The organism is Paraburkholderia sp. CNPSo 3076, from assembly GCF_026343935.1.
Lineage (GTDB): Bacteria > Pseudomonadota > Gammaproteobacteria > Burkholderiales > Burkholderiaceae > Paraburkholderia > Paraburkholderia nodosa.
Window position 1 is genome coordinate 39,729 of record NZ_JAPMAL010000013.1, and the last position, 23,086, is coordinate 62,814.

Sequence of the window (23,086 nt, forward strand, 5' to 3'; positions counted from 1 at the left end):
GTGCAAGGCCGATGGATCAGCCCTCCTTACCATCGACACGCGGTGCAATGAGCCATCCGGCGTAGCGATAGCAGTAGGCCGCGAACGCAACGACCCAGCACGCGCCTGACGCTTCGATCCAGAACGTGAGCCACTGCGGCGCGAGCCAGGGTCCCACCACGCGAATCAGCGCGGCGACCACGAGCAACACATAACAGGCGATATCAAAGCCGCCCGCCACCAGCTTGCGGCCCGTATGTCCGCGCGCCGTGCGTGTGATCATCGCCGTGATCGCGCAGCCGATGGCGCCCACCGTGAACGCGTGAATGGCGAGCGTGTGCGCGACGAACCCCAATGCGGCCAACGCGAGCAGCACGAAGCCGACGGGTATCCAGGCATAGGCGATGTGCAGAATAGTCAGGATCGGCCGGTTGCCGACTCGCCACGAACGCCAACCCCAGATCCGTGCGCCTTGTGCGCACGCCGCCGCGAGCGCGGCGATCGCGACGAGCACACCGGAGCCGAGTGCGGCGTCGAGCACGAACGCCAGTGCGCTGAGCGGCATCACCGCGCGCTCGACCGCATTCCAGCGCTGCGCCGTGTAGCCGGGCACGGCGTTGGCCGTGAACGACGGGATGATGCGTCCGCCAATGATCGTGATGAACAGCACCAGCATGCCCACGGCGAGATGCGCGCTGTGCAGCGCCCAGTCCGCGCGGCCGGCCAGCATCGAAAGATGGAAGGCCACGTTCAGCGCGGCGAGCATGCCGAGCGCGACCGGCAAGAAGATGTTGTGGCTGTTTTTGGCGCCGATGAGCACGCGCAGCAGCACGAGCGCGCATGCGGGGAGAAAGAGGCTGTCGACCACGGCGGCGACGCCAGACGGTGCGTAGGCAACGGTGATGCGCCCCGCGAGCCACTGCAGCCATAGCGCAGCCAGCGACTTGCCCTGCGCCGGCGTGACCGATGTCCACGCGCGCACGGCGGTCAGCAAAAAACCCGCCACGATCGCTGCGCCGAAGCCGAATATCATCTCGTGCGCGTGCCAGAACATGCCCGGCAGGTACGAACTGAGACCCGGCAACGGATGGCCGGCATAGGCGGCCATCCAGGCCAGCAGCGCCGCGCCGCCAAAGAGCGCACCGCCAAGGTAGAAGGGCCGGAAGCCGAGCGCCCACAGCGCGAAACCACCGCGAGCGGTGGGGGTGGGTTCTTCGATTCGAAAGACGGTCATGATTGCTCTCGCCAATACATTCATTTTCAATGCATCTTATATGGACTGGCTGGGAAATGCCGCTGGGAAGCTGAAAGGTGCGGAGCAAAAGAGATTGAAAAGTCAGCAAAAAACCCGGAAAACCGGCGTGGAGCGTGGAAAACAGACATGAAAAACTGAAAGTGCGGTGTAATGTCGCCTCCTGCATTTCTCAACGACAACATAGGAAGTCCGGACGCCTGCGTGGGAATCGAACAGATCAGCGGCTGCAATTTAAGCATGGGATTGCTGCGACAACGCCGCTTATCGCGGGGAAACCAGTTTCACCTTGGCGGAAGTCAACGAAGGAACGCATAGACGTATTGCATAGCATCGTTGCCTCTCATTTTTTCTGAAGCAGGAAAACCTATCGAACATTGATGCACGTGTCCGCGACTCTCTATCTCCGTTAGATATGCTTAGCAAACTGCGAGAAATTCGGGGAGGTTCTGAGGCCAACAGCTTGGCCTTTACTGCTTTCGACACTCGTTACACAGATGAACCACCGTAGCCACAACGGCGAATCGGAACAGACGGTGCTCGGTCCGTTTCATCGTGCGGACATCTGCGAAACGGATTTCCTCGCACTCGAATATGACTTCGTGCTGCGGCAGGCAACTGTCGGCTGATCAAGTACTCGCTCGAAAATGTATTGGCAACCGGTATATTTAAATGCCCCACTCTCCCATCACGATCCTCATTTTTACGCAGGCACGCAGCCAGAACGGTTGGCTCGACCGTCCCGTCAGCGACGAACAGTTGGGCGCGCGTTACGAGCATCTGAAAGGGGGGCCAACCTCTGTGAACTGTTCACCTGCCCGCTTCGTGTTTCTGCGCACGTCAGCGGCAAAAGAGATACTGAAACCTGCGCTCGCGCCAGGCAATGTCGAGAAAACGCTGAGCGCGCCCGGCGTCCTAATAGATGGGCGATTGCTAGCTGGCCATGCAGCAGCGTGGCTGGTCGCTAGCAACACTTCGTTCACGCTGGCAGCATAGAACAATAATGAAAAGAATATCGAACTCACGACGTCAGGTCTTCGTGTGACATCGCAGTCGGGAGCTTGCTCATGAAAGTCCAAAGCGCGACACCATACCTGTCATTGCTTGCGAGGCACTCGTCCTATGCCGCACTATTGCTCGGCTGCCTGACAAATCCGTCCGCAGCGCAGGAGCCAGCAAGTAAGCCCGGCACACCCACAGCTGACGCGCCGAGCTACAAGGTCGGTGATACGTGGACCTTTATATGGGGGCGAACCGACTCCAGGCCCGGGACCCCTCTTGTTATGACGGTAGTCGCGGTAACAGAGACGCAGACGACCATGTCGTCCTCGTGGAACGGCGGCCCCCCAAAGGAGAACCACTACGACAATCAGGGAAACCTGACGCGGGATGGCAACGGAACAACGTATGAACCAAGCAATGGAACCCTGAGTTTCCCAATGGCTGTGGGAAAGACCTGGGACTTTCATCATGTCCGGCGTTTCACGGTCGGAAGCATTGACGTCAGTGGCCACGATGAGATCGTTGCATTCGAGCGGGTACAGGTACCCGCTGGTTCATTTGACGCCTACAAGATCGTCAGCCATGGGGTGAACGCCAGGCAGCTTGATCGCTTGTACGATGCGCCGTTCACCGAAACCTACTGGTATGCGCCAAGCGTTAAAAAGGTCATCAAGTCGGATTACGTGTTGTATCTCGATCACCAGGCGCTGCTGACCCGTACTTCCGAATTGAGTGCTTTTTCACTCGCTCCATGACGTTACCTGACGCGGGCACTGGCCGTCCCGGCGGTGTGCGCCGTCCATTCTCCGAACATCCATTAAGCGCCGAGTGACGTGCCCAGGCCCGGTCAGATAGCCGCGACGTACGGTCTGGTGACGGTCTGCGCCAGCCCCTGAGACGCGAGCGTATCGAACTATTCATAGGGCGAAGTTGGGGATTGCGGAGACCGATGGCCCACCATCGCCCGCAGGACCAGCATCTGGTTCAGGTTGAACAAGCGTCGAAGAATCGTGCAAGCAATCGAGAGTATTGTGCTAACACGTCTTCGACGCGTGTGCCATTCTAGGCAGCTAGCCATCACAGGAGGGCAATATGCTGAACACGCGCAAGCTTGGACGTGAAGGACTCGTCGTTTCGGAGATTGGGCTGGGGTGCATGGGGATGTCCTACGCGTACGGCACGCCCGATGACGCAGAGTCGATCGCCACGATTCATCGGGCGATCGAACTGGGTTGCACATTCCTCGATACCGCTGAGATCTATGGTCCTTTCGCCAACGAAGAACTGCTCGGACGCGCGCTAAAAGGACGTCGTCACGCGGTGACGATCGCGACGAAATTCGGCTTCAGGTTCGACAACGGGGTACGCGGCCTCGACAGCCGCCCCGAGCATATCAAGGAGGTGATCGACGCGTCGCTGGTCCGATTGCAGACCGATCACATCGATCTGCTCTATCAGCACCGCGTGGATCCCGCCGTGCCGATCGAGGACGTGGCAGGCGCGGTCAAGGACGCGATCGCCGCAGGCAAGGTTCGCTATTTCGGCTTGTCGGAAGCGAGCGTCGATACCATCCGGCGCGCCCATGCCGTGCAACCCGTCTCGGCCGTGCAAAGCGAGTATTCGCTGTTCGAGCGCGGCGTCGAAGACAAGGTGTTGCCGGCCCTGCGCGAACTGGGTATCGGCTTTGTACCCTACAGTCCGCTTGGCCGGGGCTTCCTGACCGGCAACGCCAGGCGGGCGGAGGAACTTCCCGCCGACGACTGGCGGGCAGCCAATGATCCGCGCCTACAGGGCAGCAACTTCGATACGAACGTCAAGCTCGCAGATTTCGTCAGGACCCTTGCCGACGAGAAGTCCGTGACACCGGGCCAGCTCGCGCTTGCCTGGCTGCTCAAGCAAGGTGACGATCTGGTGCCGATCCCCGGCACCAAACGGCGCCAATACCTCGAGGAAAACGTGAACGCAGCTTCAGTTCGTCTGACGCCAGCGGATCTGGATCGCATCCGCGGTTTCCTGGCTGAGCACCAGACCGCGGGCACACGTTACCTGCCGCCCATGCTGTCGCATCTTGACCGCTAGCGGACGCCAATAAGCATCGAGTTTTGCCCGCCCAGCGGTTCGACTCTAATCTCCCGAAAGCCCGCCTCGGTCATCCATTCACGGCACTGCCCGGCGGTATAGTCGAAACCGCCGGGCGTCTCGATCAGCATGTTCAGACTCATCAGCAAGCCAAACGCATTGTGCCTGCGCCCGTCGTCGATCATCGCGTCGTAGACGATCAGACATCCGCCAGCGGGCAACGCCTGATAACTCCTTGCGAGCAGTTCGCGCTTCTGTTCGAGATTCCAGTCGTGGAGAATGTGTCCCATCACCATGACGTCGGCTGAAGGCAAGGCGTCCTTGAAGAAGTCGCCCGGATGAAAGTGGATTCGATCCTGCAGCGCGTTCGCCTCGATGTAGTCGTTGAATACCGGAGCGACCGCGGGCAGATCGAACCCAATTCCCGCAAGATGCTCGTGTGCACGTGCAACTTCCGCCACCAGAGCACCCTGCGCGGTGCCGACGTCGACGACCGAGCGATAGTTCTGCCAGGGAAATTTTTGCGCAATCTCCTTTGCCAGATCCAGGCTGACACCCGTCATTGCGCCCAGAAACTCACGGAGCCCCCGTTCGTCACGATAGATTGCCTCGAACGGGTCACCGCCCTGCTTTGCTTCGTTCTGCGGCAGCCCCGTGCGCAGCGCTTCGGTCAGCGAACCCCAGAAGGGGTATAGGCGGTTGTTAGCCATGCCCAGCAATCCGGCGATACAACCCGGCTTGGTTCTGTCGAGAAATGCGCCGGCCTCAGCGGTATTGCGGTATAGGCCGTCGTCTCGATCCAGGACCCCCAGCGCAACCAGGGCATCGAGAAAATCGTATGCCGATCGCGGATGCAACTGCAGTTGCTCCATCAGTTGTGTTGCTGTGCGCGGGCCTCTGCCCAGAACGGTGAACAGGTCGAGCTCGACCGCGGATAGCAGCGCCTTCGAGGCCCAGAAACCCATGGCCAACTGAAGCAGCTTTTGCGGAGAAGCGGCGGATGCATTCCCGGTTTCAGACGTCAAGGTGCTCGATTGCGTTTCCATTGTCTCGTTTCCTTTCGCAGAGATACCAAGGTTCTCGATGGTTTTGCTTTGCTACGCGAATCTACTTTGCGTCAATAGAACACCCTGCGGGCGAAGACTATTCCGCGCTTGTTGCAGTTCCTGGGCGACCGTCTCTCCCCGCAGCAGCGAGACCACGATCAAGGAGCCATCGATTCCCGACGTCACGCCACCCGCGCTGATCAGTTGCCCGTCGATCACCACGCGCTCGCCACTGGGAATCGCGCCATAGAGCGGGAGGACGTCCATTGCCGTCCAGTGCGTCGTGGCATGCTTGCCATGCAGCAGGCCAGCCGCACCGCACAGCAGCGCGCCGGTACAGACCGAATAGAATGTGCAGAGGAACAGTCATACCCGTCTCCTTTGAGAATGCAGAACGTCAGGGGTGACCAGCGAGGAGGCGGACCGTCGACTGCCGCCCCTCACTGGGTACATCAGTACATATTGCGTGCTTAGGCCTGCCAGGCGTATTGCTGGAACATCTCCTCGAGCGGCGGGTTGGCGACGCTGCCGGTATAGTTCGTCATGGTCGACGCAGCAACAACCAGGATGACGTCCAGCACCAGAGCCGGGGCGAAACCGGCGGCGGTGAAGGACGCGACGTCCTGATCGTCGAGACGGCCACGCTTGTCGATCAACGTGCGTGCGAGACGCGAGAGCGCCGCGAGCTTCTGGTCGGCCGGCAGACGGCGGGCGCGAATGGCGTTCACATCGGCTTCGCTGAGCCCTTCCGTGAGTCCGAGGAAGGTGTGGAACGCGACGGCCCAGGTGCTGCCATTGGTGACGGCATTCGTGAGCAACAGGGTCTGAACCTGTGCCTCCGTAAAATTGCCGCCGTGGACCTGCTGAAACACGCCGGTCAGGCCGTTGATCAGTTTCGGCGAACCGGCAATTGCGCCTGCAATGTTGGGAACCATGCCGAACGCTTCAGCAAGACCTCGAAAGGCCGGTTTCGAACCTTCCGGTGCCGATTCGAGTGTATATACGGGGAAGTTAGCCATGATATTTCCTTGGGAGTTGGACGCATGCATCAAGGGGCGATGACATGACAAGCAAAGAGTAGTGATGCGCCGCAGCCTCGCCAATTACATGGCGTGTAATAGAAAACAGTCGTTCAGCATCCGGCGAAGACAACCGCGCCTGCACGCAAAAACGGAGAATCGAATAATGCACCATCTCGGCATTGCGGTCATTGTGTTTGCATGCGTGTTGAGTAGCGCCCTGCTCGGCCTGTATCTGCACACCATGCTGCCGGCGCACCATCTCAGCGACGAATCGGTCAGCGTCATTAAGCTGACGATTGGATTGATAGCCACCATGGCCGCATTGGTGCTCGGGCTGCTGATCTCGTCGGCGAAAAGCTCGTTCGATGCCGCGAACGCCGCGGTCGTACGCGACGCCACCGAGATCATTCTGCTCGATCGCACACTGGCCCAATATGGTCCAGACACGCAGGAGATCCGGGCCTTGCTGAAGCAGAGCGTCGCCACAGGCATCCAGAAGATCAGCTCCGGCGATTCGGGTCAGCTGGCAAGCATGCGTAGCCCCGAGGAACTTAAACGCGGGGAAAATATTCAACGCCGGCTGGCGGAACTGTCGCCGAACAGCGAAACGCAACGCCGGCTGCAGGCGCGCGCCATCCAGATCGCGGGCGAAGTGCTGGCGATGCGCGAGCTTGCGCTGCTGCAGGCGGCAGGCTCAACCCCGATGCCGCTACTGCTAACGCTCGTGTTGTGGCTATGCATCATCTTCGGCTCGTTTGGGCTGTTCACCTCACCCAACACGACGGTCGTCATCACGTTCTTTCTGGGCGCGATATCCACTTCCATCGCCATTTTTCTGATCCTGGAAATGAACACGCCGCTCGGCGGAATCGTCGCCGTCTCCCTCGCGCCCGTGCATGAGGCGCTCTCCATACTCGGACAGTAGTCGTAGCGGTGCCGCGTAGAAGTTTTGCCGCCGCGAACGACATCGGGCGCTAGTTCGTTCGATTAGGCATTCCGGTTACAGCCGGAAATGTTTTTTTCTCGAGAAAGCGCTTTGCAGCGCTTGCGAGCGTCCTGCCCCCTCTCCCTTCGAAGTGTCACGCAAAAAAAATCGATCGGTGTAACCGGCGTCCAGCCTCGCGCGAATTAGCTGGTGTATCCGCAATGGATACCTCTCATCTCAATCACTGGAGAACGTCCATGTCCGCCAAGACCACTGTTAGTTCCGCTCTGCTCGCAGGTGCCGTTGCCAGCCTGCTGGCTTCAGTCGCTCATGCCGCGCCGCTCACGAAGGAAGAAATGAGTGCCGCCGTCGCCGCTCACAAGGAAAAGTGCTTCGGGGTCGCGCTGAAGGGGCAAAACGACTGCGCCGCCGGTCCCGGCACGACCTGTCAGGGTACGTCGACGATGGACTTCCAGGGCAACTCGTGGAAGTTCGTTCAGGGTGGCACCTGCGCGAGCATCGTCGTGCCGGGCGGTGGACACGGCTCGCTCACGCCGATCAAGTCCTGATCGCGAGAACGACGAAAGAGCGGGGACGATCATGAACGCTTCCATCCGATCAGCGGCAAGGTCTGGCCGTCCCCTTCGCACGGCGCACGGCGGGGCCGCGCTCGCGGGCACGAGCTTCAAGCATGAGCATATCGCGGCGATCCTCGAACACGGACTGCAGGACGGATTTTTCGAGGTGCACGCCGAGAACTATATGGGCGCAGGCGGGCCGCCGCACCGCGCGTTGAGCGCGATCCGCGAGCGCTATCCAGTCTCGCTGCACGGTGTGTGCATGTCGATCGGCGGACCGGACAGGCTCGACGCCCGCCACCTCGCGCGCTTTAGCGAGCTGGTCGCGCGCTATGAACCCGCACTCGTTTCCGAACACCTCGCGTGGTCCTCGCACGGCGGCACGTTCTTTAACGATCTGCTGCCACTGCCTTACACGAAGGCGACGCTCGATAAGGTCTGCGAACACATCGATCAGATGCAGGAAGCCATTGGACGTCCGATGCTGCTCGAGAATCCGTCGACGTACGTGGCCTTCGCGGCGTCGACGATGAGCGAAACGGAATTCATCCGCGCGGTCGCGCAGCGCACTGGCTGCGGGCTGCTGCTCGACGTCAACAATGTGTTCGTTTCGGCGACCAATCACGGTTATCCGGCACGCGCTTATCTCGCGGATTATCCTCTCGAACACGTCGGCGAGATTCACCTGGCCGGCCACAGCGAGCAGCACGACGACGAGCACGCGCGACTGCTCATCGACAGCCACGACCGCGCCGTCGCCGATCCGGTATGGGCGCTCTACCGCGAAGTGATCGCGCGTACCGGGCCGATACCGACGCTGATCGAATGGGACAGCCAGTTGCCTGCGTGGCCCGAACTGCGCGCACAAGCATTGGCGGCCCGGCACATTGTCTCCGAACTTTCCAGCAACAATGCATCGGAGTCCGATATATATTACCCGGAGCGGGCCGCCCATGAAGCCTGAACAATTCACGAGCGACTACGCGACGGCCTTCGCGCCGGGACTGACGAACCCCGAACTCGCAGCGCCGAACGGTGTCGTGGCTGCGCACGGCAAGGGCGTCGTCAAGCGCTACAACGTCTATCGCAACAACGTCACCGTTAGCCTCATCGACGCGCTGGCCGCGATCTATCCCGCCGTGCAGCGCATCACGGGCGTCGAGTTCTTCCGCGCGATGGCACGCTTTCACGTGCGCGCCACGCCCCCGGCTTCGCCGCTACTGTTCGAGTACGGACGCGATTTTCCGTCGTTCATCGAAACGTGGGAGTACGCGCGTGACATGCCGTGGCTTGCGGATACGGCACGCATCGAGCGCGCGTGGCTCGACGCCTGGCATGCCGGGGACGCCGCACCGCTTGCGGCCGACGCATTCGCGGGCATCGATGCGGATTCGCTCGCGCAGGTGCGCTTTGTCCCGCATCCGGCCGCTCGCATCGTGCGCTCGCGCTACCCGGCCGTCGCGATCTTCGCGATGAACCGGGCGCCCGGCCCCGTCACCCCGCTGCATTCGAACGATGCAGAGGACGCGCTCGTCACGCGGCCCGATTACGACGTGATTGTTTCGCGCTTGCCCGCGGGCGGCGCTGCGTTTCTGCTCGCGCTCATCGAGGGCATGCCGCTCGGCGCCGCCGCGCAGGCAGCCTTCGAGGAGAGCGACACCTTCGACCTGCCGGCCAGCCTGGCCGCGATGATTTCGGCTGGCGTATTTGCCGCCGTTCAACCAGGAGCGTAACCATCATGCAAACTCGACAGGACTCCAGACCGTCTTTCGCGGGCAACGTCGCGCACGCGATCGGCTGCGCCCGGCGCTTCATCGAGCGGCTCGCACAACCTTCGTTCGTGCAGCTCGTGCTGCGCCTTGCGCTGGCCGTGCCTTTCTGGAAATCGGGCATTCTCAAGTGGCACGGTTTCCTGCAACTCAACGACACGGCCATCGATCTCTTCACCGACGAATTCAAGCTCCATCTGCCCGGCGGCCCGTATCCGTTTCCGGCGCCGGCCCTCTTCGCGTTCCTCTCCGCGTGCGGCGAGGTCGGCTTCCCGGTGCTGCTCGTGCTCGGTTTCGGCACGCGCTTCGCGGCCGCCGGATTGCTGCTGATGACCTGCATCATCGAGCTGACGGTGCCGGACGGCTGGCCGATCCACATCACGTGGGCCGCCATGGCGCTCGGCATCGCCGCCTGGGGCCCCGGCGTGATATCGATCGACTACCTGCTCGGAGACCGCGCGTACCGGTCATGAAAACGCGAGAGCTGGTCACCCGGCTCGCGAGCGACGCGTCGCCCGTCGAGCGCAACGCCGTCCCGAGGCTGCTCACGCGCGCGCTCCTGTGCGGCCTCGCCGGCAGCGCGGCCCTGCTGGTTGCGCTGTACGGCGTGCGCAGCGACATGCCCGAGCTGATCCTCACGACGATGTTCTGGATTCGCCTCGCGTTCCCGCTAGCGATCATCGCTGCGGCCATGGAGCTCGCCGGGCGGCTGGGCCGCCCCGGTGCACGCCTCAGGCTCGCCGGGCTCGCGGCGGCGCTGCCGGTGGCCTCCATGTTGCTCGCCGCGGGCAGCATCCTGCTGGCGACGCCGCCGGGCTACCGGCTCGAGTTGATGCTCGGCACCACATGGCGCACGACGACGGCGAACGTCGTACTGCTATCGCTCCCCTCGCTCGCTGCAATATTGCGCGCGATGAAGCAGCTCGCGCCGACACGGCTCGCCCTGGCCGGCGCGGGCGCGGGTCTTCTGGCCGGCGCGCAGGGATTGCTCGTCTACTCGCTCTATTGCTCGGAAATGGCGGTCCCGTTCTGGGGTGTCTGGTACGTGCTCGCAATCGTCATCACGACCGCGGTCGGCTCGGCTGCCGCGCCGCATTGTCTGCGCTGGTGAGATTCGCGTCGACGCCGCATGCGCCGTGATGGTTCGCTCGAAAGGGTGCCGTATGTTCTGGAACGCCTTCAAACCCCTGGTCCGCGTCGCGCCCAAAGTACGCGCGCTTTGCATGCCGTGGCTGCTTCTTGCCACACGCGTCTGGTTCGGGCAGGTCGTGCTCGTGCATCAGATCATGGCCATGGCGCAAGGCGATCAGGGCGGCTTAACCGGCGCCGGATTGCATGCTCCGTCCAGCGTGGAGGCAGCGCTGCACGGTATCGTGCCGCTCCTGCTCACCGCTGGCCTCTTGACCCGACCCATAGCGCTTGTTTTGCTGGTTGGCGGCTACGGATCGATCGCCCTCGGTCCGGGCGGCGCAACGCTTGTTTTGCTCGCGTGGCTGGTCGTGCTGGGTCCGGGAACGTTCTCCCTCGACGCGATGTTGGCGCGAGGCCTTGCGTGGGCTCCACTTGGCCCGGCCCGACAGGTCAGGAAATGCTACGAGCTGCTAGAACGATTTGTGTCCCCTGTGCTCCTGCTCTTCTCGCGCGCGGGCATAGCGGCGTCGCTCAGTCTCGCTTCCCCATTGACGCCTTCCCTTTTCGGGCAGGCTGCCCATCAAAGTCTGACGACACTGTTCGCCTACCCCTCATGGATCGCTGCGCTGCTCGCATTCTGCATCGCCTTCGGCTGCATGACGCGGCCGGCGATGTTCATCTATGCCGCCATGGTTCCACTCGCTGGCATCGCCATGGCCATGGACGACCGGCTGGCCATTCTTCTCTTGCTACTTATGTTTGTCGCCACGGGGCCCGGCGTCATCTCGGTGGATCATTGGCTCGCCCGCTGGGTGCTCGACAGCCCGGACAGAGAAAAAGGCACGTTGAATGCGTATCCACATGTCGTGGTGGTAGGCGGTGGCTTTGGCGGGATCGAGACCGTTCGCGGCCTACGCAATTCGCACTGCCGGATCACCCTCATCGACCAGCGGAATCATCATCTGTTTCAGCCGCTGCTCTACCAGATCGCGACAGCCGCGTTGTCGCCCGGAGAAATCGCAACGCCGATCCGAAGCCTCTTTCGTGGACAGCGAAACGTCCAGGTCCGTCTGGGAACCGTCACAGGCATCGACACCGCCACCCGCGAAGTGCTGATCGGCACAGCCAGCCTGAAATTCGACTATCTCGTTCTCGCGACCGGCGCACGTCACAGCTACTTCGGCAACGATCACTGGGCGCCGTACGCGCCCGGGCTAAAGAGCATAGAGGACGCGACCTCGATCAGGAGCCGTCTGCTGCGGGCCTTTGAAGAGGCGGAAACGGCCGCCGACGCAGCAGCCCGCGCCGCATGGCTGACGTTCATCATCGTCGGCGGAGGACCAACGGGTATCGAGCTGGCCGGCGCCATCGCCGAACTCGCGCACCATGGGATGGATCAGGAATATCGCGCAATCGATCCGTCGACATCGCGCGTCATTCTGGTTCATGCCGGACCCCGCGTTCTGCCGACATTCCCGCCGTCCCTGTCTGCCGCCGCGGAACGTTCCCTTCGCAAGCTGGGTGTCACGATCTACCTCGATACCAGGGTGCTGGGCGTCGATCAGGAGGGCGCCGACCTCGGCAAGGATCGAATTGCATCCCGCACCATCCTGTGGGCTGCCGGGGTGGCGGCGTCTCCGGTCGCCCGATGGCTAAAGCAGCCAGAGGACGCGTCTGGACGAATCAAGGTGAACGACGACCTCTCTGTTCCGGCAGCTGAAGGCATCTTTGCAATTGGCGATGCCGCTTCGAGTCTGGGCTGGAACGGAGTAGCGGTGCCGGGGTTGGCGCCAGCCGCCAAACAGCAGGGAAGATATGCCGCGCGGGTGATCAACGCACAGCTTGCGGGTCGCCGTCGTCCGCCGCCGTTTCGATACAGACATTTCGGCAGCCTGGCAACGATCGGGCGTCAGGCCGCGGTGGCGGAAATCGGCCCCATCCGCATGTGGGGTGCGCCAGCGTGGTGGTTCTGGGGCGCCGCACACATCGCGTTCCTCACCGGCGGGCCGAACAGGGTGAAGGTCATGCTGGATTGGTTCTGGGCCTATGTCACCTATCGACGCAGCGCGCGACTCATTACCGGCCCGGCTTCCGACAGGCAGCCGGATTGATGTTCGCAGTGCACAAACCGGTCGCTTGCCGCGCTCGGAGCGCCGCCAGCTGAAGCGCGCGACCCAGCCTCCCGGCAACCCGCTTGCGCCTGCTTACGCGCCATCCGGGGTCATCTGCTCCTCACGCGCGTACTGCGTCGGTGGCCGGCCGACGTGCCGCGTGAAGGCAACGCTGAACGTGCTGGCCGAGCTGTAGCCGACAAGTTGTGCAATCTCGGCGATACGGCCGTGATTGCGGCGCAACAGATCCTTCGCGAGCGCCATGCGCCAGGTCAGCAGGTATTCCATCGGCGCGACGCCGACTGCACGGCTGAAGCGCTCGAAAAAGGTCGAGCGTGAGAGCGCGGCCTCCTTCGCGAGCGCGGCAACCGTCCACGGCTTCGTCGGGTGCTCGTGCATCTCCCGGATCGCAGCCGCGAGGCGGCTGTCGGAGAGCCCGCGCACGAGACCCGGTGGCGCATACGTTCCCGCCGTGGATCGTAGTGCTTCGATGAGCAGCACTTCCAGCAGGCGGGAGAGCACGACTTCGCGCGCAGGCCGCTGCTCTCTCGATTCCTCGCGCACGAGTTTTACGAGCGTGGCCAGCCGTTCCTGGCCGCGCACATGCACGAGTTGCGGCAGCAGCGAAACCAGCAGGGACGAATCCGGCGACCCGAAGCTGCAGTGGCCCGCCACCATGCGCGAGTCGACCGCTTGGTCCGCAGCGCCGATTCTGAATTCATTGTTGCCCAGCGCGACGGGCGTCACTGGCTCGACGTCCTGCGGCGGAGGCTCGAGGCTGCTCATCCCGATGCCATAGGACGCAGGAATCAGGACGAAGTCACCGGCCACGAGTTCGAGCGGCGCGTGATCGTCGATCGTGATGCAGCACCCGCCATCGAGGATGACGCAATAGAAAGGCTCGCCCGCACCCGAACGACTGATGCGCCACGGGCCGGCGCCGAGGACGAGTTTGGAGTAGCGCGCACTCGGCTGCAGCAGCGTCACGACTTCAGCCAACGGATCGATCATGGCCGGACTCCTGCAAACGAAATTCGGACCTTTGATTGTAGCAAGTACGGTCTGCGCGATCTATCGTATGGACACACGCAAACCATGCCAAAGGAGATTCCATGCAAACCGTGCTGATCACCGGCTGCTCGTCCGGATTCGGGCTCGAGGTCGCCCGCTACTTCCTGGCCCGTGACTGGCGGGTCGTCGCCACGATGCGTACGCCGCGTGACGACGTGCTGCCGCCTTCGGAACACCTGCGCGTGCTGGCGCTCGACGTCACGAAGCCGGAGAGCATACGCGAGGCCGTCATGGCCGCGGGCCCGATCGACGTCCTCGTCAACAATGCGGGCTTCGGCGCGGCTTCCCCGGCTGAACTGGTTCCGATCGAGGCCGTGCGCGAGGTCTTCGAGACCAACACGTTCGGCACGATCGCGGTGATGCAAGCCGTGCTGCCCCAGTTCCGCGAGCGCAAGGCGGGCGTCATCGTGAACGTTACGTCGAGTGTGACGTTGAAGGCGCTGCCGCTGATCGGCGCGTACCGCGCGAGCAAGGCTGCGGTGAACGCGTTCACCGAATCGATGGCGCTGGAACTCGAGCCGTTCGGCGTGCGGGTGCGCCTCGTGCTGCCGGGCCGTTCGCTGGAGACACGCTTTGGAGAGAACGCGCGCGCCCACATCCACGGCTTCGACAACGAAGCCTACGCCGGTCTCGTCAAAGAAGTCCTCGCGCGTCTGGAGGACACGGCGTCCCCCCTCACCCACGCACAGGACGTCGCCGAGGCAGTGTGGCGCGCGGCAACCGACCCCTCGACTCCGATGCGCATTCCCGCCGGCGCCGATGCCGAAGCATGGGCAGCTGAGGTGAGCTAATCAACACCAGGAGATTTGCATGCAGGACACTGTCATCGCCCTCGTCACCGGGGCCAATCAGGGAATCGGTCTTCAGATCGCGAAGGATCTCGCGTCACACGGCCTCACGGTGCTCGTCGGGTCGCGCAATCTCGAACGCGGTGAGGCCGCGGCCAGGGAGGTTGGGCCGAACGCGCGTGCGCTCCAGCTCGACGTGACGGATCACGCTTCGATCGCAGCGGCCGCGCAGCGCATTCGCGACGAGCATGGCCGCCTCGACGTGCTCGTCAACAACGCCGCGATTTCGAGCACGAACCGGCAACCGGGCCAGTCGGTCGAGGACTTCGCCAAGACCACCCGCCCGAGCAATGTCTCCCTCGACGAAATGCGCGCGGTGTGGGACACCAACGTGTTCGGCGTGCTGGCCGTTTATCAGGCGATGCTGCCGCTCCTGCGCAAATCGACGGCCGCCTGCATCCTCAACGTGTCGAGTGGCGTTGGGTCGCTCACGACGAACTCGGACCCTGCGTTCCCGTGGCGCTCGATCTTCGGTCCCGTATACCCCGCGTCCAAGACGGCGCTCAACGCATTGACCGTTGCCATGGCGATCGAGCTGGAGCCGTTGGGAATCAGGGTCAACGCCGTCTCGCCGGGCTACACCCGCACGAACCTCAACGGCTATACGGGCACGGAGACCGTCGAGGAAGGGGCACGCGAAGCGGTGCGCGTCGTTTTGCTGGGACCGAACGGCCCGTCGGGGACATTCACCCGCTGGGAAAATCAGACGATTCCGTGGTGAGCGAGGGGCCGCTGAAGGCGAAAGGTTGACTTCACGCTCCTTACGCCGAATTCGCCGCTTGTGTGAGTTCGAAGCGAATCGTGCGGTTGGTGCATTCGACGCTCGATTCGCGGTGCGCTCGCAGCGGCCCGTCAAACGCTTCGAACAGGTTGTTGCCACAGACGTCTTCCAGCTCCGGCGCGACACGAATGGCGGGCCGCATCGCCGTCCAGGGCGAAGCCGGCGTAAAGGTCCAGCGTCTTTCGCCCCGTTCGATCGCGACGCGCCCTGATACCGGCAGTTCGTCGTCTCCCACGACCGTAATCGCACGCCCGAGCAACGCCCAATCCAGTGGCCTGGGAAACACGATTTTCAGAGGTTGATAGCTCTTCGCCGCAGGAGGCAAAACCGTCCAATGTGCGACCGCAACGGGCTCGCGAACCGCCTGGGCGACAACGAAAGACTTGTAGCAATTTCGCCATAGCGGACGACCGGACGAGTCGACCATCGCGGAGCCGATGGCCAGCGCGTAGCGTTGCCCCATCCTCAGCGGCGGACCCAGTTCCCGATTGGGACCTACCCAGCGTTTCAGCCTGCCGGGATCCAGCAGAACCGTCAGGCATCGCATGCTCCTGTCCCAAAGCTCCAGCGCAGGCCGATAGAGCACGTCGTGCGCAGGCCGTCCATCGGGGCCGATGAGACTGATCTGCGTCTCGGCACCGCCACGCCGCATCGGGCTGGAAAAGCAAACGTAGAATCGAAGCAGGTTTTCCGGCAGCACATCGGCGGAAGGAAAGACACCCGTCACGAAAGCCGGGGCGGCGCCGATCGGGCCCGGTAGCGAGAATTCGAGCGTCAGCACGTCCGCATGCCCGACCCGGCCGAGCGGCCGCGGATCGAAGCTTGCTCGATAGCGAACGCCCGGTTCGAACGGAAAACGCGGAATGAATCGCACCCCGGCCTCCAGAAGCTGATAGCGGCCAGCCACATCGGGAAGTTCGTCGCCGCCCCGCATCGCTGCATCGATAACGTTCACACGCAGCACGGATTGCAGGAGGCGGGCCGTCCCCTGGTGTTCGACGAGAAACGCAACGAGATCTGGATCGAGGTTGTGCACGCCGACGCTAGCCGCCCCGCTCCGCTGTGTCTCGTGCTCGACCCGCAGTGATGGCTGGAGTGTCATCGGCATTCTCAGGCAGTCTCGTTGCGCAATAGCCCGCGTCCGGTTGATCCTGCAACCGGCTATGCGTGGTCGATCTCGTTGCGATGTTCGCGGTAGTGGAACGGATCGGGACCATTCGGCCAGTTCATTTCCGCCATTCCCAATCTGCGGTCGAAGAAGTACGGAACCATCAGAGTGCCGATGTCCAGTCGCCAGGACGTCTTCGGATGCCGCCAGATGACGACTGCCCACCGTGGATCGAGAATCGCGATATGTTCCGCCCGGATCGGCAAATCGCGCTGCGTGCGCCCGAGGCCGCCCGGCCCAAAATCGATCGGGCCACCGGTCGGCTCAGGTTTCGCGGTCGTCAACTCCGCAGCTTCGATACGCGATGCGCTGCGTACGTCGATGGTTACCAGCAAGTAGTCCTTGTGGTCGGTCGGATCGGTATAAGTCAGCATATCCAGCGGATTCGACCCATAGCCCAGCTCGCCGATCGTGTCCCCGCGCACGTGCGCGCCATCCTTCAGATCTTCCAGGCGGAAGCGCACGAGCGGCGTGCAACCGTACACCGCAAACAGGTACGGTTTTCCGTCCATCTCCCGGATCAGTTGCCGCACGATCGGGGCGCGTGTTTCGAACTCTCCGTGCGTCGGGTGCCAGATTTCGACGGTGCTCGTCGACAGCCGGGAACTGAACGGATATGGGATGCGATACAGCGTCGATGCAAAGCGCTGATTCGAGATTCCCGTGACGAAAACCTCGCCGTTGTAGTACTTGACGTCCGTGATCGCATAGACCTGCTGGGGCTCGAACTCCAGCATCGCTTTCTGGTCCGGCTCGTTTGGAAGGGCCATTTTCGTGTGCGCAATCCCGTCGAGTTCGAGCAACTCGAGTTTGCCGTGATTGACCTTCACGATCGCAGCCATCGCGCCTGGCCCACTGCCGCGTTCGACCGACATGAAGATCTGCCGCGACGGCTGATGGATCGCCATATCGTTGATGACAATATTGCCGACCGTCGTGCCGAAGAGCGCAGCGAGCTTCTGGTCCACGCCCAGGACCAGATCGCGGCCTTCGAAGTTATGAAAATTCCCCATCTCCACGTCGGCCTGAGAGGTCACGTCCGATTCCTTCAGTGCAAACGCATGAACGGCCGCACCGGTGATATCGCCGACGAAGAGGACATTGCCGGGCCCGAACTCGAGGGCTCCCGCAGACTGGAGTGGGCCGCCCGGCCGCGGCGAGCCGGATCTCACCGCTTTAGCCTGGTTCGTTTCACCCGCGGCCAGCGCCGGGCCCGCCAAGGCAAGCATGAGCGCCGAGGCCGAGCCAGCCCGCAGAAATTCGCGCCGCGAGCGGGCATCGTCTGCCATACCGGATGTCGTCGTGTGGTCCATTGCGTTCCCTGGTTGTAGCATCAGCGTTCGGTGCTAGATGCCGGCGAATCCGCCGCCGGCAGCCGTCAATCCACCGCTGACCTCGAGCGCATCGATCGCGCCATGCAGTTCCAGCGGATTGACGCCTTCGCCATGCGTGATCAGGCCACCGGCGATCGCGATCTTGCGCGCCGATCCTCCGGGCTTGATGCTAAGCGCCGTCGCCGCAAGCCGGACAACGACGCCCTTGACTAGCGAGTCGCCCGTACCGCCCCACGTCTCGATGCCCCGGCGGACGGTGATCTCGCCGACGGGCTGGCTGATCTGGATGCCCACTGCGCCATCGGCATGCGTGACGACGCGCTCGAATTGCGCCGACCGCACGGTGCCTGTGTAGACATTGAAGCCGCGCGATCCCTGGCCGAACGTCTCGATCAACGCGTTGACTTCGAGCCGGTCGAGGGAGCCGAAATTTACGAAACCGATGCCGCTCGGCCCATAGGACGTGACTTTCCCGTCGACGATCCAGCGATCGACCGCTCCCCAGTTGTCGAGCACCATGTCATTCGGGCCGTAGGTCGTCACCGGGCCGTGATTGTGCACGCTGGCGACGTATGCGCCGGACACGACGAACACGCCGCCGGTGATGCGATCCGGCGTGCCGGGCGCGATGCCGCCATCGCTGTGGACGGCGCCCGTCTCCAGGCGATGCGCGACGACACGCCCACCCTTCTCTCCGGCGCCGCCAACGAAGATGCCGCTGCCGCGAACCGGCGCACCCGCACGTCCCGCCGAAAGCCCGCTGAGGTCCGCCGTGATGACCACGCCGCGGTCTTCGCGCTGATTCCAGAGCGTGAAAACACCAGCAACGACTTCGACGCCATACCCCTTCGGGCGCTCTTCATAGCCTCGGGCGTCCGCAGCCCAAATGTCGATATCGTGTGCTTCGACATGGCCGCCAGCCACGCTTTCGCGGGCCAGCAACCGCACGACGCCCGCAATGCTCAGATCGTGCAGCACGAGCCGACCGAATCCGTCGACACGGGTGTCGTTGAAAATGGCGCGCCGATCGGGGTCCGTGGAAAGCCGCAAGCCCTCGACCCGATTGTCTGCCGAAAGCTCCAGCCCGTCGCTGCCGGGCGCGAAGCGCAGGGCGGCTTGTGCGTCGATGCCGGTCAGCGCCAGACCGGGCCGCAGGCGAAGGGCCGCCACCCCATCGATCTGCGCTGCAACGACGATATGCAGAACCTGGTCGTCGTCGACCGCCGTCTGCAATTCGGCGAGCGTGGAGACGTTGCGCGTTTCGGTGTTCACGATGGGTCGTTCCTCCATGATCTGATGCACGGTGCGCACGCCGCTTAGACGAGCGACGCGGCCTTCCTGGCGCAGCCTGATCGCTCGCCCGGAACAATGTTCCCGCATCCACCCTTTGCGGCCGGGGCGATCGGGTTTGACGGGTCTACGACGACACGCTCACCGCAATTTTTCTCGATGGTAGCCAACCGCTCGGCTGACCGCTAACGGACATTCCGGAAATCGGATTTCCATTTCTGGAAAGCTCCCGCGAGCGGCCGCATTCGCATGCTTGAGCGTGTGCCCCTGATGAGGAGGAGCAAGCCCATGCTCACGCCACCCGAACCCTTCACGTCGCCACCGGCGGACTGCCGCCTTGCTGCCGCCTGGTTGCGGCGGTAATCTGCGTCAGACGATTGGAGGCCGCAGCTCGCCAGCAAGGTGCCGGTCGGACGGAGCGAAACGGTAATGAAAGATCTGAATACGCTGCTGATTTTCGCGAAGGTCGTCGAGGCAAGCAGCTTCTCGGAGGGCGCGCGGCGGCTCAAGATGCCTATCTCCTCTGTGAGCCGCCGTATCGCCGAACTCGAAAATCAGCTGGGCGTCCGTTTGCTCGATCGATCCACGCATCACCTGCGGCTCACTGACTTCGGCACCGAAGTATTCGAGCTCGCAAAACAGGCTACGGAGGTCAGTGAAGCCGTCGACAATGTCATCTCGAACCGCCTGCCCGAGGTGTCCGGCGCCGTGCGGCTCTGTGCGCCGCCGAACCTCTCCGACTCGCTCATCGTACCTGTCGTCGAAGCCTTTCAGCAGTCTTACCCGAACGTGGAAGTCAAGGCATTCATTACCGAACGCATCGTCGACCAGATTGCCGAGGACGTCGATATCGCGTTCAAGGTCGGAACCTTCACCGACGCGACGCTCGCAGCGCGCACGCTCCTGACCTACCGGCATCAGGTCGTTGCAAGTCCGAAGTACCTCGCCAGATGCCCTCCTCCGGAATCGCCGCGGGACCTTCCCGCGCACCGGCTTTTCGCGTTCTCTTTCTGGAAGCCGGACTATAGCTGGAGTTTCGTCCACGTCAACGGCCGGGACACCGAAACGGTTTCCTTCCAGCCGGCAATCGCCATGAACGATTACACGGGGCTCATCGTGGCGTTGCTCGAAGGCTGCGGCATCGGGGAACTGCCGCCCATCGTCCAGCCAGACCTCGTGCGCAGCGGGCAGCTCGTCGAGGTCTTGCCGGACTGGCATCTGCCGGTGTTCGACCTGACCATCGCCAACCTGCGCGACCGCTATCTGCCCCGGCAGGTTCGCATCTTCAGGGACTTCGCGTCGAAGATGGTGCCCGGCCTCTTTGGCACCTTACCATCCTGAAAGGCGGAAACAGGCGATACCACCGAACCCGTTTCAATCATTCGCAATCTTTAAGGAATTCGAATGTTCCGCACTACTCCGGAAGATCCGGAAACAACACGGGTGCCATTTCGATCGCGAATTCCTTGAAGAGCCTGCACGGTTTCGAAATGTGTCGGTTGCCCAGGTAGACGAGGGAGAGGTCGTATGTCGGGAGGCGCCACTGCGGCATCACCTCCACCAGCTTGCCCTCGCGGACGAGATCGGGCCGAACCACCGGAGGCAGCTCACCAATGCCGGAACCCGCCAGCAACATGGAAGCGAGGCCGGCAAAATCGTTCATGGCGAATAACGGCTGGAACGTGAGCGTCTGCTTTTCGCCTCCATTCTTGTGCACGAAGCACCAGCTGCAATCCGGCTTCCAGTGCGAAAACGCAAGCAGGCGATGCTCGAGCAGATCCTGCGGCTTTCGGATCGCCCCGCAACGCTCGAGGCAGGCGGGCGTTGCCACGATGCGATGACGATAGGCGAGGAGGCGCCGCGCGACCAGCGACGAATCGCGCAGCGTCCCAACGCGGAACACGAGGTCGACGCCGTCTGCGATATGTTCGACGTAGCGCTCGGTAACGAGAATCTGAAAACGCACGTTCGGATAGCGCTTCTGGAATTCCATGACGAGCGGCGTCAGCAAGGTATCCGAAACGCTCGGCGGCGCCGAAAGGCGCAAGAGCCCGGACATGTCCGAGAGATGGTTGGAAGCGACGCTGTCGATGGCCTCACCCAGCTCGACGCCTCGCACGGCTTGCTCGTACACCTCCTTGCCGAGGTCGGTGAGGGTGAGATTACGCGTGGATCGTTCGAGGAGGCGAACGCCGAGCGCCTGCTCGAACTCCGCGATGTGCCGGCTGACCGTGGAGACCGGCATGCCAAGCCGGCGTGCCGCCCCGGAAAGGCTGCCCGATTCGACCACCTTTGCGAATATCACCAGCGAGTTGAGGTTCGCCATCGCTTTTCCATCATTGGAAAACCATTGTGCGCCAATCGTCGGCGGCGTCGCAAGGAAGGGCGCCAACCGGAGCGCGAGCGCGCAAGTGACATGTCATGGCACGCCGATCTTCCCGGAACTGGAAAACGATTTTCTGCTTTGCCGCCTACCGGAAAATCGCACCTGCTCTATGGTTTTGCATATAGACCCGCGAGCCGCAAAGGAGGCGTCGATGACGACCATGAAAGCCGCAGTGATCCATGAGCCGGGCGGCCCTGAAGTGCTCAAGCTCGAACAGCGTCCGATCCCGACGCCGCAGCGCGGCGAGGTGCTGATCCGCGTGAAGGCATTCGGAATCAACCGGTCCGAAATGTTCACGCGCCAGGGATTTTCCCAGAGCGTGAAGTTTCCGCGCGTGCTGGGAATTGAGGCGGTCGGCATCGTGGAAGACGCACCGGGAATGGAGTTCGCCAAGGGCGATACGGTTGCCACCGCGATGGGAGGCCTGGGGCGTGAGTTCGACGGCAGTTATGCGGAGTACACCTGCGTACCTGCCCGGCAGGTGCAAAAACTGATCACTGGCTTGCCCTGGGAAACGCTCGGCGCAATGCCGGAAATGCTTCAAACCGCGTGGGGCTCGCTGTTCAAGGCCCTCGCGCTGCAGAAGCGGGACCGGCTGCTGGTTCGCGGCGGAACGACATCGGTTGGACTTGCCGCTGCGGCAATCGCCAAGGCACACGGTGCGTTTGTGATATCGACGACTCGCAATCCGCAGAAAGGCGACGCGCTGCGTGCTAACGGCGCCGACCGTGTCGTCATAGACTCGGGCGCAATCGCGCAGGAGATCGGCGAAGTGTCGCCCGGCGGCGTGGATAAAGTGCTGGAACTCATCGGCACCGCGACACTGAAGGATTCGTTGCGCTGCGCGAAACAGGGCGGCGTGGTGTGCATGACGGGCATTGTTGGCAACCAGTGGTCGTTCGATACCTTCAGCCCGATGGAAGTGATACCGAGCACGGTGAAACTGACCATTTACGACGGCGGAGTCAATGAATTCATGGCGACCCCGTACGACGAATTGCTGGAGCAGGTGAAGGCCGGAACACTTCGCATCCCCGTTGGGAAGGTTTTTCGGCTCGACGATATCGTAGAAGCACACCGGTGCATGGAAGAGAACAAGGCCGGAGGGAAGATCGTCGTGCTGCCATGAAGGCGACTTCCAGGCGATGCCACTGACCGATGGGAGCCCCGATCTCGCGATTCGCCATGCGCATTGACAACGGATGACCAGAAGGCACCCGCGCCCGGCCGCGGTGCCCGCCGAGCATCTTCGCCAAAGGCGACGCGCCCGATCTAGCCCAGACTGCAGTGCGCCGCAAGCTTCCCCAATTTTAT

The 23,086-nt window shown here is 62.7% G+C and carries 25 protein-coding genes; 16 read left to right on the forward strand and 9 right to left on the reverse strand.

What is annotated here, in order from left to right; translation table 11 throughout:
* Positions 1 to 16: 16 nt before the first annotated feature.
* Entirely contained in the window at positions 17 to 1,213 is a 1,197-nt protein-coding gene (locus M3A49_RS16335) for an NnrS family protein (RefSeq protein WP_266229597.1), read from the reverse strand.
* Here M3A49_RS16335 and M3A49_RS16340 point away from each other — a divergent pair.
* The 5 genes from M3A49_RS16340 to M3A49_RS16360 all read left to right on the forward strand — a co-directional run bounded on the left by M3A49_RS16340 (position 1,212) and on the right by M3A49_RS16360 (position 4,312).
* The gene (locus tag M3A49_RS16340; protein WP_266229598.1) at positions 1,212 to 1,364 is read left to right on the forward strand and encodes a hypothetical protein; all 153 of its coding nucleotides are present in this window, start codon (positions 1,212 to 1,214) and stop codon (positions 1,362 to 1,364) included. The two genes, M3A49_RS16335 and M3A49_RS16340, sit on opposite strands and share 2 nt — an antisense overlap.
* Positions 1,365 to 1,728: 364 nt before the next feature.
* Positions 1,729 to 1,860, forward strand: a complete 132-nt coding sequence (locus M3A49_RS16345) for a hypothetical protein (RefSeq protein WP_266229599.1) — start codon at positions 1,729 to 1,731, stop codon at positions 1,858 to 1,860.
* A gap of 43 nt (positions 1,861 to 1,903) precedes the next feature.
* The gene (locus M3A49_RS16350) at positions 1,904 to 2,227 is read left to right on the forward strand and encodes a hypothetical protein (protein WP_323183158.1); all 324 of its coding nucleotides are present in this window, start codon (positions 1,904 to 1,906) and stop codon (positions 2,225 to 2,227) included.
* Between the two features lie 71 nt (positions 2,228 to 2,298).
* A complete protein-coding gene (locus tag M3A49_RS16355) occupies positions 2,299 to 2,988 on the forward strand; it encodes a hypothetical protein (RefSeq protein WP_266229601.1) in 690 nt (229 codons plus the stop codon).
* A gap of 337 nt (positions 2,989 to 3,325) precedes the next feature.
* Entirely contained in the window at positions 3,326 to 4,312 is a 987-nt protein-coding gene (locus M3A49_RS16360) for an aldo/keto reductase (protein ID WP_266229602.1), read from the forward strand.
* On the opposite strand, the gene M3A49_RS16365 is transcribed toward M3A49_RS16360, so the two are convergent.
* From M3A49_RS16365 to M3A49_RS16375, 3 genes are all read right to left on the reverse strand, one after another.
* Positions 4,309 to 5,358 (reverse strand): methyltransferase, encoded by a 1,050-nt coding sequence (locus tag M3A49_RS16365; RefSeq protein ID WP_266229603.1) that lies wholly within the window; start codon positions 5,356 to 5,358, stop codon positions 4,309 to 4,311. The two genes, M3A49_RS16360 and M3A49_RS16365, sit on opposite strands and share 4 nt — an antisense overlap.
* 51 nt (positions 5,359 to 5,409) lie before the next feature.
* Positions 5,410 to 5,724: a DJ-1/PfpI family protein gene (locus M3A49_RS16370; protein ID WP_266229765.1), complete on the reverse strand. Its 315-nt coding sequence runs from the start codon at positions 5,722 to 5,724 to the stop codon at positions 5,410 to 5,412.
* A gap of 104 nt (positions 5,725 to 5,828) precedes the next feature.
* Positions 5,829 to 6,377 (reverse strand): carboxymuconolactone decarboxylase family protein, encoded by a 549-nt coding sequence (locus tag M3A49_RS16375; protein WP_266229766.1) that lies wholly within the window; start codon positions 6,375 to 6,377, stop codon positions 5,829 to 5,831.
* Positions 6,378 to 6,543: 166 nt separating this feature from the next.
* Between M3A49_RS16375 and M3A49_RS16380 the strand changes: the two genes are divergently transcribed.
* The 7 genes from M3A49_RS16380 to M3A49_RS16410 all read left to right on the forward strand — a co-directional run bounded on the left by M3A49_RS16380 (position 6,544) and on the right by M3A49_RS16410 (position 12,894).
* Complete coding sequence (locus M3A49_RS16380) at positions 6,544 to 7,305, forward strand: hypothetical protein (protein WP_266229604.1); 762 nt, start codon at positions 6,544 to 6,546, stop codon at positions 7,303 to 7,305.
* A 257-nt stretch (positions 7,306 to 7,562) separates the two neighbouring features.
* The gene (locus M3A49_RS16385) at positions 7,563 to 7,874 is read left to right on the forward strand and encodes a DUF2282 domain-containing protein (protein WP_254354275.1); all 312 of its coding nucleotides are present in this window, start codon (positions 7,563 to 7,565) and stop codon (positions 7,872 to 7,874) included.
* 31 nt (positions 7,875 to 7,905) lie between these two features.
* On the forward strand, positions 7,906 to 8,847 hold the full coding sequence (locus tag M3A49_RS16390; protein WP_266229607.1) for a DUF692 domain-containing protein: 942 nt from the start codon (positions 7,906 to 7,908) through the stop codon (positions 8,845 to 8,847).
* A complete protein-coding gene (locus tag M3A49_RS16395) occupies positions 8,837 to 9,616 on the forward strand; it encodes a DNA-binding domain-containing protein (protein ID WP_266229608.1) in 780 nt (259 codons plus the stop codon). The genes M3A49_RS16390 and M3A49_RS16395 overlap by 11 nt, the downstream gene beginning before the upstream one ends.
* A 5-nt stretch (positions 9,617 to 9,621) precedes the next feature.
* The gene (locus tag M3A49_RS16400) at positions 9,622 to 10,125 is read left to right on the forward strand and encodes a DoxX family protein (protein WP_254344143.1); all 504 of its coding nucleotides are present in this window, start codon (positions 9,622 to 9,624) and stop codon (positions 10,123 to 10,125) included.
* On the forward strand, positions 10,122 to 10,763 hold the full coding sequence (locus M3A49_RS16405; protein ID WP_266229610.1) for a DUF1109 domain-containing protein: 642 nt from the start codon (positions 10,122 to 10,124) through the stop codon (positions 10,761 to 10,763). The genes M3A49_RS16400 and M3A49_RS16405 overlap by 4 nt, the downstream gene beginning before the upstream one ends.
* A 52-nt stretch (positions 10,764 to 10,815) precedes the next feature.
* Positions 10,816 to 12,894: an NAD(P)/FAD-dependent oxidoreductase gene (locus tag M3A49_RS16410; RefSeq protein WP_266229612.1), complete on the forward strand. Its 2,079-nt coding sequence runs from the start codon at positions 10,816 to 10,818 to the stop codon at positions 12,892 to 12,894.
* Between the two features lie 93 nt (positions 12,895 to 12,987).
* On the opposite strand, the gene M3A49_RS16415 is transcribed toward M3A49_RS16410, so the two are convergent.
* Positions 12,988 to 13,905 carry an AraC family transcriptional regulator gene (locus M3A49_RS16415; RefSeq protein ID WP_254354270.1) on the reverse strand — a complete coding sequence of 306 codons (918 nt, stop codon included), beginning with the start codon at positions 13,903 to 13,905 and terminating at the stop codon, positions 12,988 to 12,990.
* A gap of 101 nt (positions 13,906 to 14,006) precedes the next feature.
* On the opposite strand from M3A49_RS16415, the gene M3A49_RS16420 reads away from it, so the two are divergent.
* Positions 14,007 to 14,756 (forward strand): SDR family oxidoreductase, encoded by a 750-nt coding sequence (locus tag M3A49_RS16420; RefSeq protein WP_254354269.1) that lies wholly within the window; start codon positions 14,007 to 14,009, stop codon positions 14,754 to 14,756.
* Positions 14,757 to 14,775: 19 nt separating this feature from the next.
* On the forward strand, positions 14,776 to 15,534 hold the full coding sequence (locus tag M3A49_RS16425) for an SDR family oxidoreductase (RefSeq protein ID WP_266229614.1): 759 nt from the start codon (positions 14,776 to 14,778) through the stop codon (positions 15,532 to 15,534).
* A gap of 40 nt (positions 15,535 to 15,574) precedes the next feature.
* On the opposite strand, the gene M3A49_RS16430 is transcribed toward M3A49_RS16425, so the two are convergent.
* Genes M3A49_RS16430 through M3A49_RS16440 form a run of 3 tightly spaced genes read right to left on the reverse strand, consistent with a single transcriptional unit; the run spans position 15,575 to position 19,329 of the window.
* The gene (locus M3A49_RS16430) at positions 15,575 to 16,702 is read right to left on the reverse strand and encodes a hypothetical protein (RefSeq protein WP_266229615.1); all 1,128 of its coding nucleotides are present in this window, start codon (positions 16,700 to 16,702) and stop codon (positions 15,575 to 15,577) included.
* Positions 16,703 to 16,755: 53 nt separating this feature from the next.
* Positions 16,756 to 18,075 carry a hypothetical protein gene (locus tag M3A49_RS16435; RefSeq protein ID WP_266229617.1) on the reverse strand — a complete coding sequence of 440 codons (1,320 nt, stop codon included), beginning with the start codon at positions 18,073 to 18,075 and terminating at the stop codon, positions 16,756 to 16,758.
* Positions 18,076 to 18,108: 33 nt separating this feature from the next.
* Entirely contained in the window at positions 18,109 to 19,329 is a 1,221-nt protein-coding gene (locus M3A49_RS16440; protein WP_266229618.1) for a hypothetical protein, read from the reverse strand.
* 486 nt (positions 19,330 to 19,815) lie between these two features.
* Between M3A49_RS16440 and M3A49_RS16445 the strand changes: the two genes are divergently transcribed.
* Positions 19,816 to 20,727 carry a LysR family transcriptional regulator gene (locus tag M3A49_RS16445; RefSeq protein ID WP_266229619.1) on the forward strand — a complete coding sequence of 304 codons (912 nt, stop codon included), beginning with the start codon at positions 19,816 to 19,818 and terminating at the stop codon, positions 20,725 to 20,727.
* Between the two features lie 73 nt (positions 20,728 to 20,800).
* Here M3A49_RS16445 and M3A49_RS16450 read toward each other — a convergent pair whose 3' ends face one another.
* A complete protein-coding gene (locus M3A49_RS16450; protein WP_254354260.1) occupies positions 20,801 to 21,712 on the reverse strand; it encodes a LysR family transcriptional regulator in 912 nt (303 codons plus the stop codon).
* A 211-nt stretch (positions 21,713 to 21,923) separates the two neighbouring features.
* Between M3A49_RS16450 and M3A49_RS16455 the strand changes: the two genes are divergently transcribed.
* Positions 21,924 to 22,901, forward strand: coding sequence for a zinc-binding alcohol dehydrogenase family protein (locus tag M3A49_RS16455; RefSeq protein ID WP_254354259.1), 978 nt, complete (start codon positions 21,924 to 21,926; stop codon positions 22,899 to 22,901).
* Positions 22,902 to 23,086: the final 185 nt, after the last annotated feature.

Bases quoted from the DNA above. Each gene is read 5' to 3' on its own strand.
- M3A49_RS16355 (WP_266229601.1), top strand. From the start codon at position 2,299: ATGAAAGTCCAAAGCGCGACACCATACCTGTCATTGCTTGCGAGGCAC.
- M3A49_RS16350 (WP_323183158.1), top strand. From the start codon at position 1,904: ATGCCCCACTCTCCCATCACGATCCTCATTTTTACGCAGGCACGCAGC.
- M3A49_RS16420 (WP_254354269.1), top strand. From the start codon at position 14,007: ATGCAAACCGTGCTGATCACCGGCTGCTCGTCCGGATTCGGGCTCGAG.
- M3A49_RS16445 (WP_266229619.1), top strand. From the start codon at position 19,816: ATGAAAGATCTGAATACGCTGCTGATTTTCGCGAAGGTCGTCGAGGCA.
- M3A49_RS16435 (WP_266229617.1), bottom strand. From the start codon at position 18,075: ATGGACCACACGACGACATCCGGTATGGCAGACGATGCCCGCTCGCGG.
- M3A49_RS16400 (WP_254344143.1), top strand. From the start codon at position 9,622: ATGCAAACTCGACAGGACTCCAGACCGTCTTTCGCGGGCAACGTCGCG.
- M3A49_RS16395 (WP_266229608.1), top strand. From the start codon at position 8,837: ATGAAGCCTGAACAATTCACGAGCGACTACGCGACGGCCTTCGCGCCG.
- M3A49_RS16365 (WP_266229603.1), bottom strand. From the start codon at position 5,358: ATGGAAACGCAATCGAGCACCTTGACGTCTGAAACCGGGAATGCATCC.
- M3A49_RS16340 (WP_266229598.1), top strand. From the start codon at position 1,212: ATGATTGCTCTCGCCAATACATTCATTTTCAATGCATCTTATATGGAC.
- M3A49_RS16345 (WP_266229599.1), top strand. From the start codon at position 1,729: ATGAACCACCGTAGCCACAACGGCGAATCGGAACAGACGGTGCTCGGT.
- M3A49_RS16385 (WP_254354275.1), top strand. From the start codon at position 7,563: ATGTCCGCCAAGACCACTGTTAGTTCCGCTCTGCTCGCAGGTGCCGTT.
- M3A49_RS16380 (WP_266229604.1), top strand. From the start codon at position 6,544: ATGCACCATCTCGGCATTGCGGTCATTGTGTTTGCATGCGTGTTGAGT.
- M3A49_RS16450 (WP_254354260.1), bottom strand. From the start codon at position 21,712: ATGGCGAACCTCAACTCGCTGGTGATATTCGCAAAGGTGGTCGAATCG.
- M3A49_RS16405 (WP_266229610.1), top strand. From the start codon at position 10,122: ATGAAAACGCGAGAGCTGGTCACCCGGCTCGCGAGCGACGCGTCGCCC.
- M3A49_RS16390 (WP_266229607.1), top strand. From the start codon at position 7,906: ATGAACGCTTCCATCCGATCAGCGGCAAGGTCTGGCCGTCCCCTTCGC.
- M3A49_RS16335 (WP_266229597.1), bottom strand. From the start codon at position 1,213: ATGACCGTCTTTCGAATCGAAGAACCCACCCCCACCGCTCGCGGTGGT.
- M3A49_RS16430 (WP_266229615.1), bottom strand. From the start codon at position 16,702: ATGCCGATGACACTCCAGCCATCACTGCGGGTCGAGCACGAGACACAG.
- M3A49_RS16415 (WP_254354270.1), bottom strand. From the start codon at position 13,905: ATGATCGATCCGTTGGCTGAAGTCGTGACGCTGCTGCAGCCGAGTGCG.
- M3A49_RS16360 (WP_266229602.1), top strand. From the start codon at position 3,326: ATGCTGAACACGCGCAAGCTTGGACGTGAAGGACTCGTCGTTTCGGAG.
- M3A49_RS16410 (WP_266229612.1), top strand. From the start codon at position 10,816: ATGTTCTGGAACGCCTTCAAACCCCTGGTCCGCGTCGCGCCCAAAGTA.
- M3A49_RS16455 (WP_254354259.1), top strand. From the start codon at position 21,924: ATGACGACCATGAAAGCCGCAGTGATCCATGAGCCGGGCGGCCCTGAA.
- M3A49_RS16425 (WP_266229614.1), top strand. From the start codon at position 14,776: ATGCAGGACACTGTCATCGCCCTCGTCACCGGGGCCAATCAGGGAATC.
- M3A49_RS16375 (WP_266229766.1), bottom strand. From the start codon at position 6,377: ATGGCTAACTTCCCCGTATATACACTCGAATCGGCACCGGAAGGTTCG.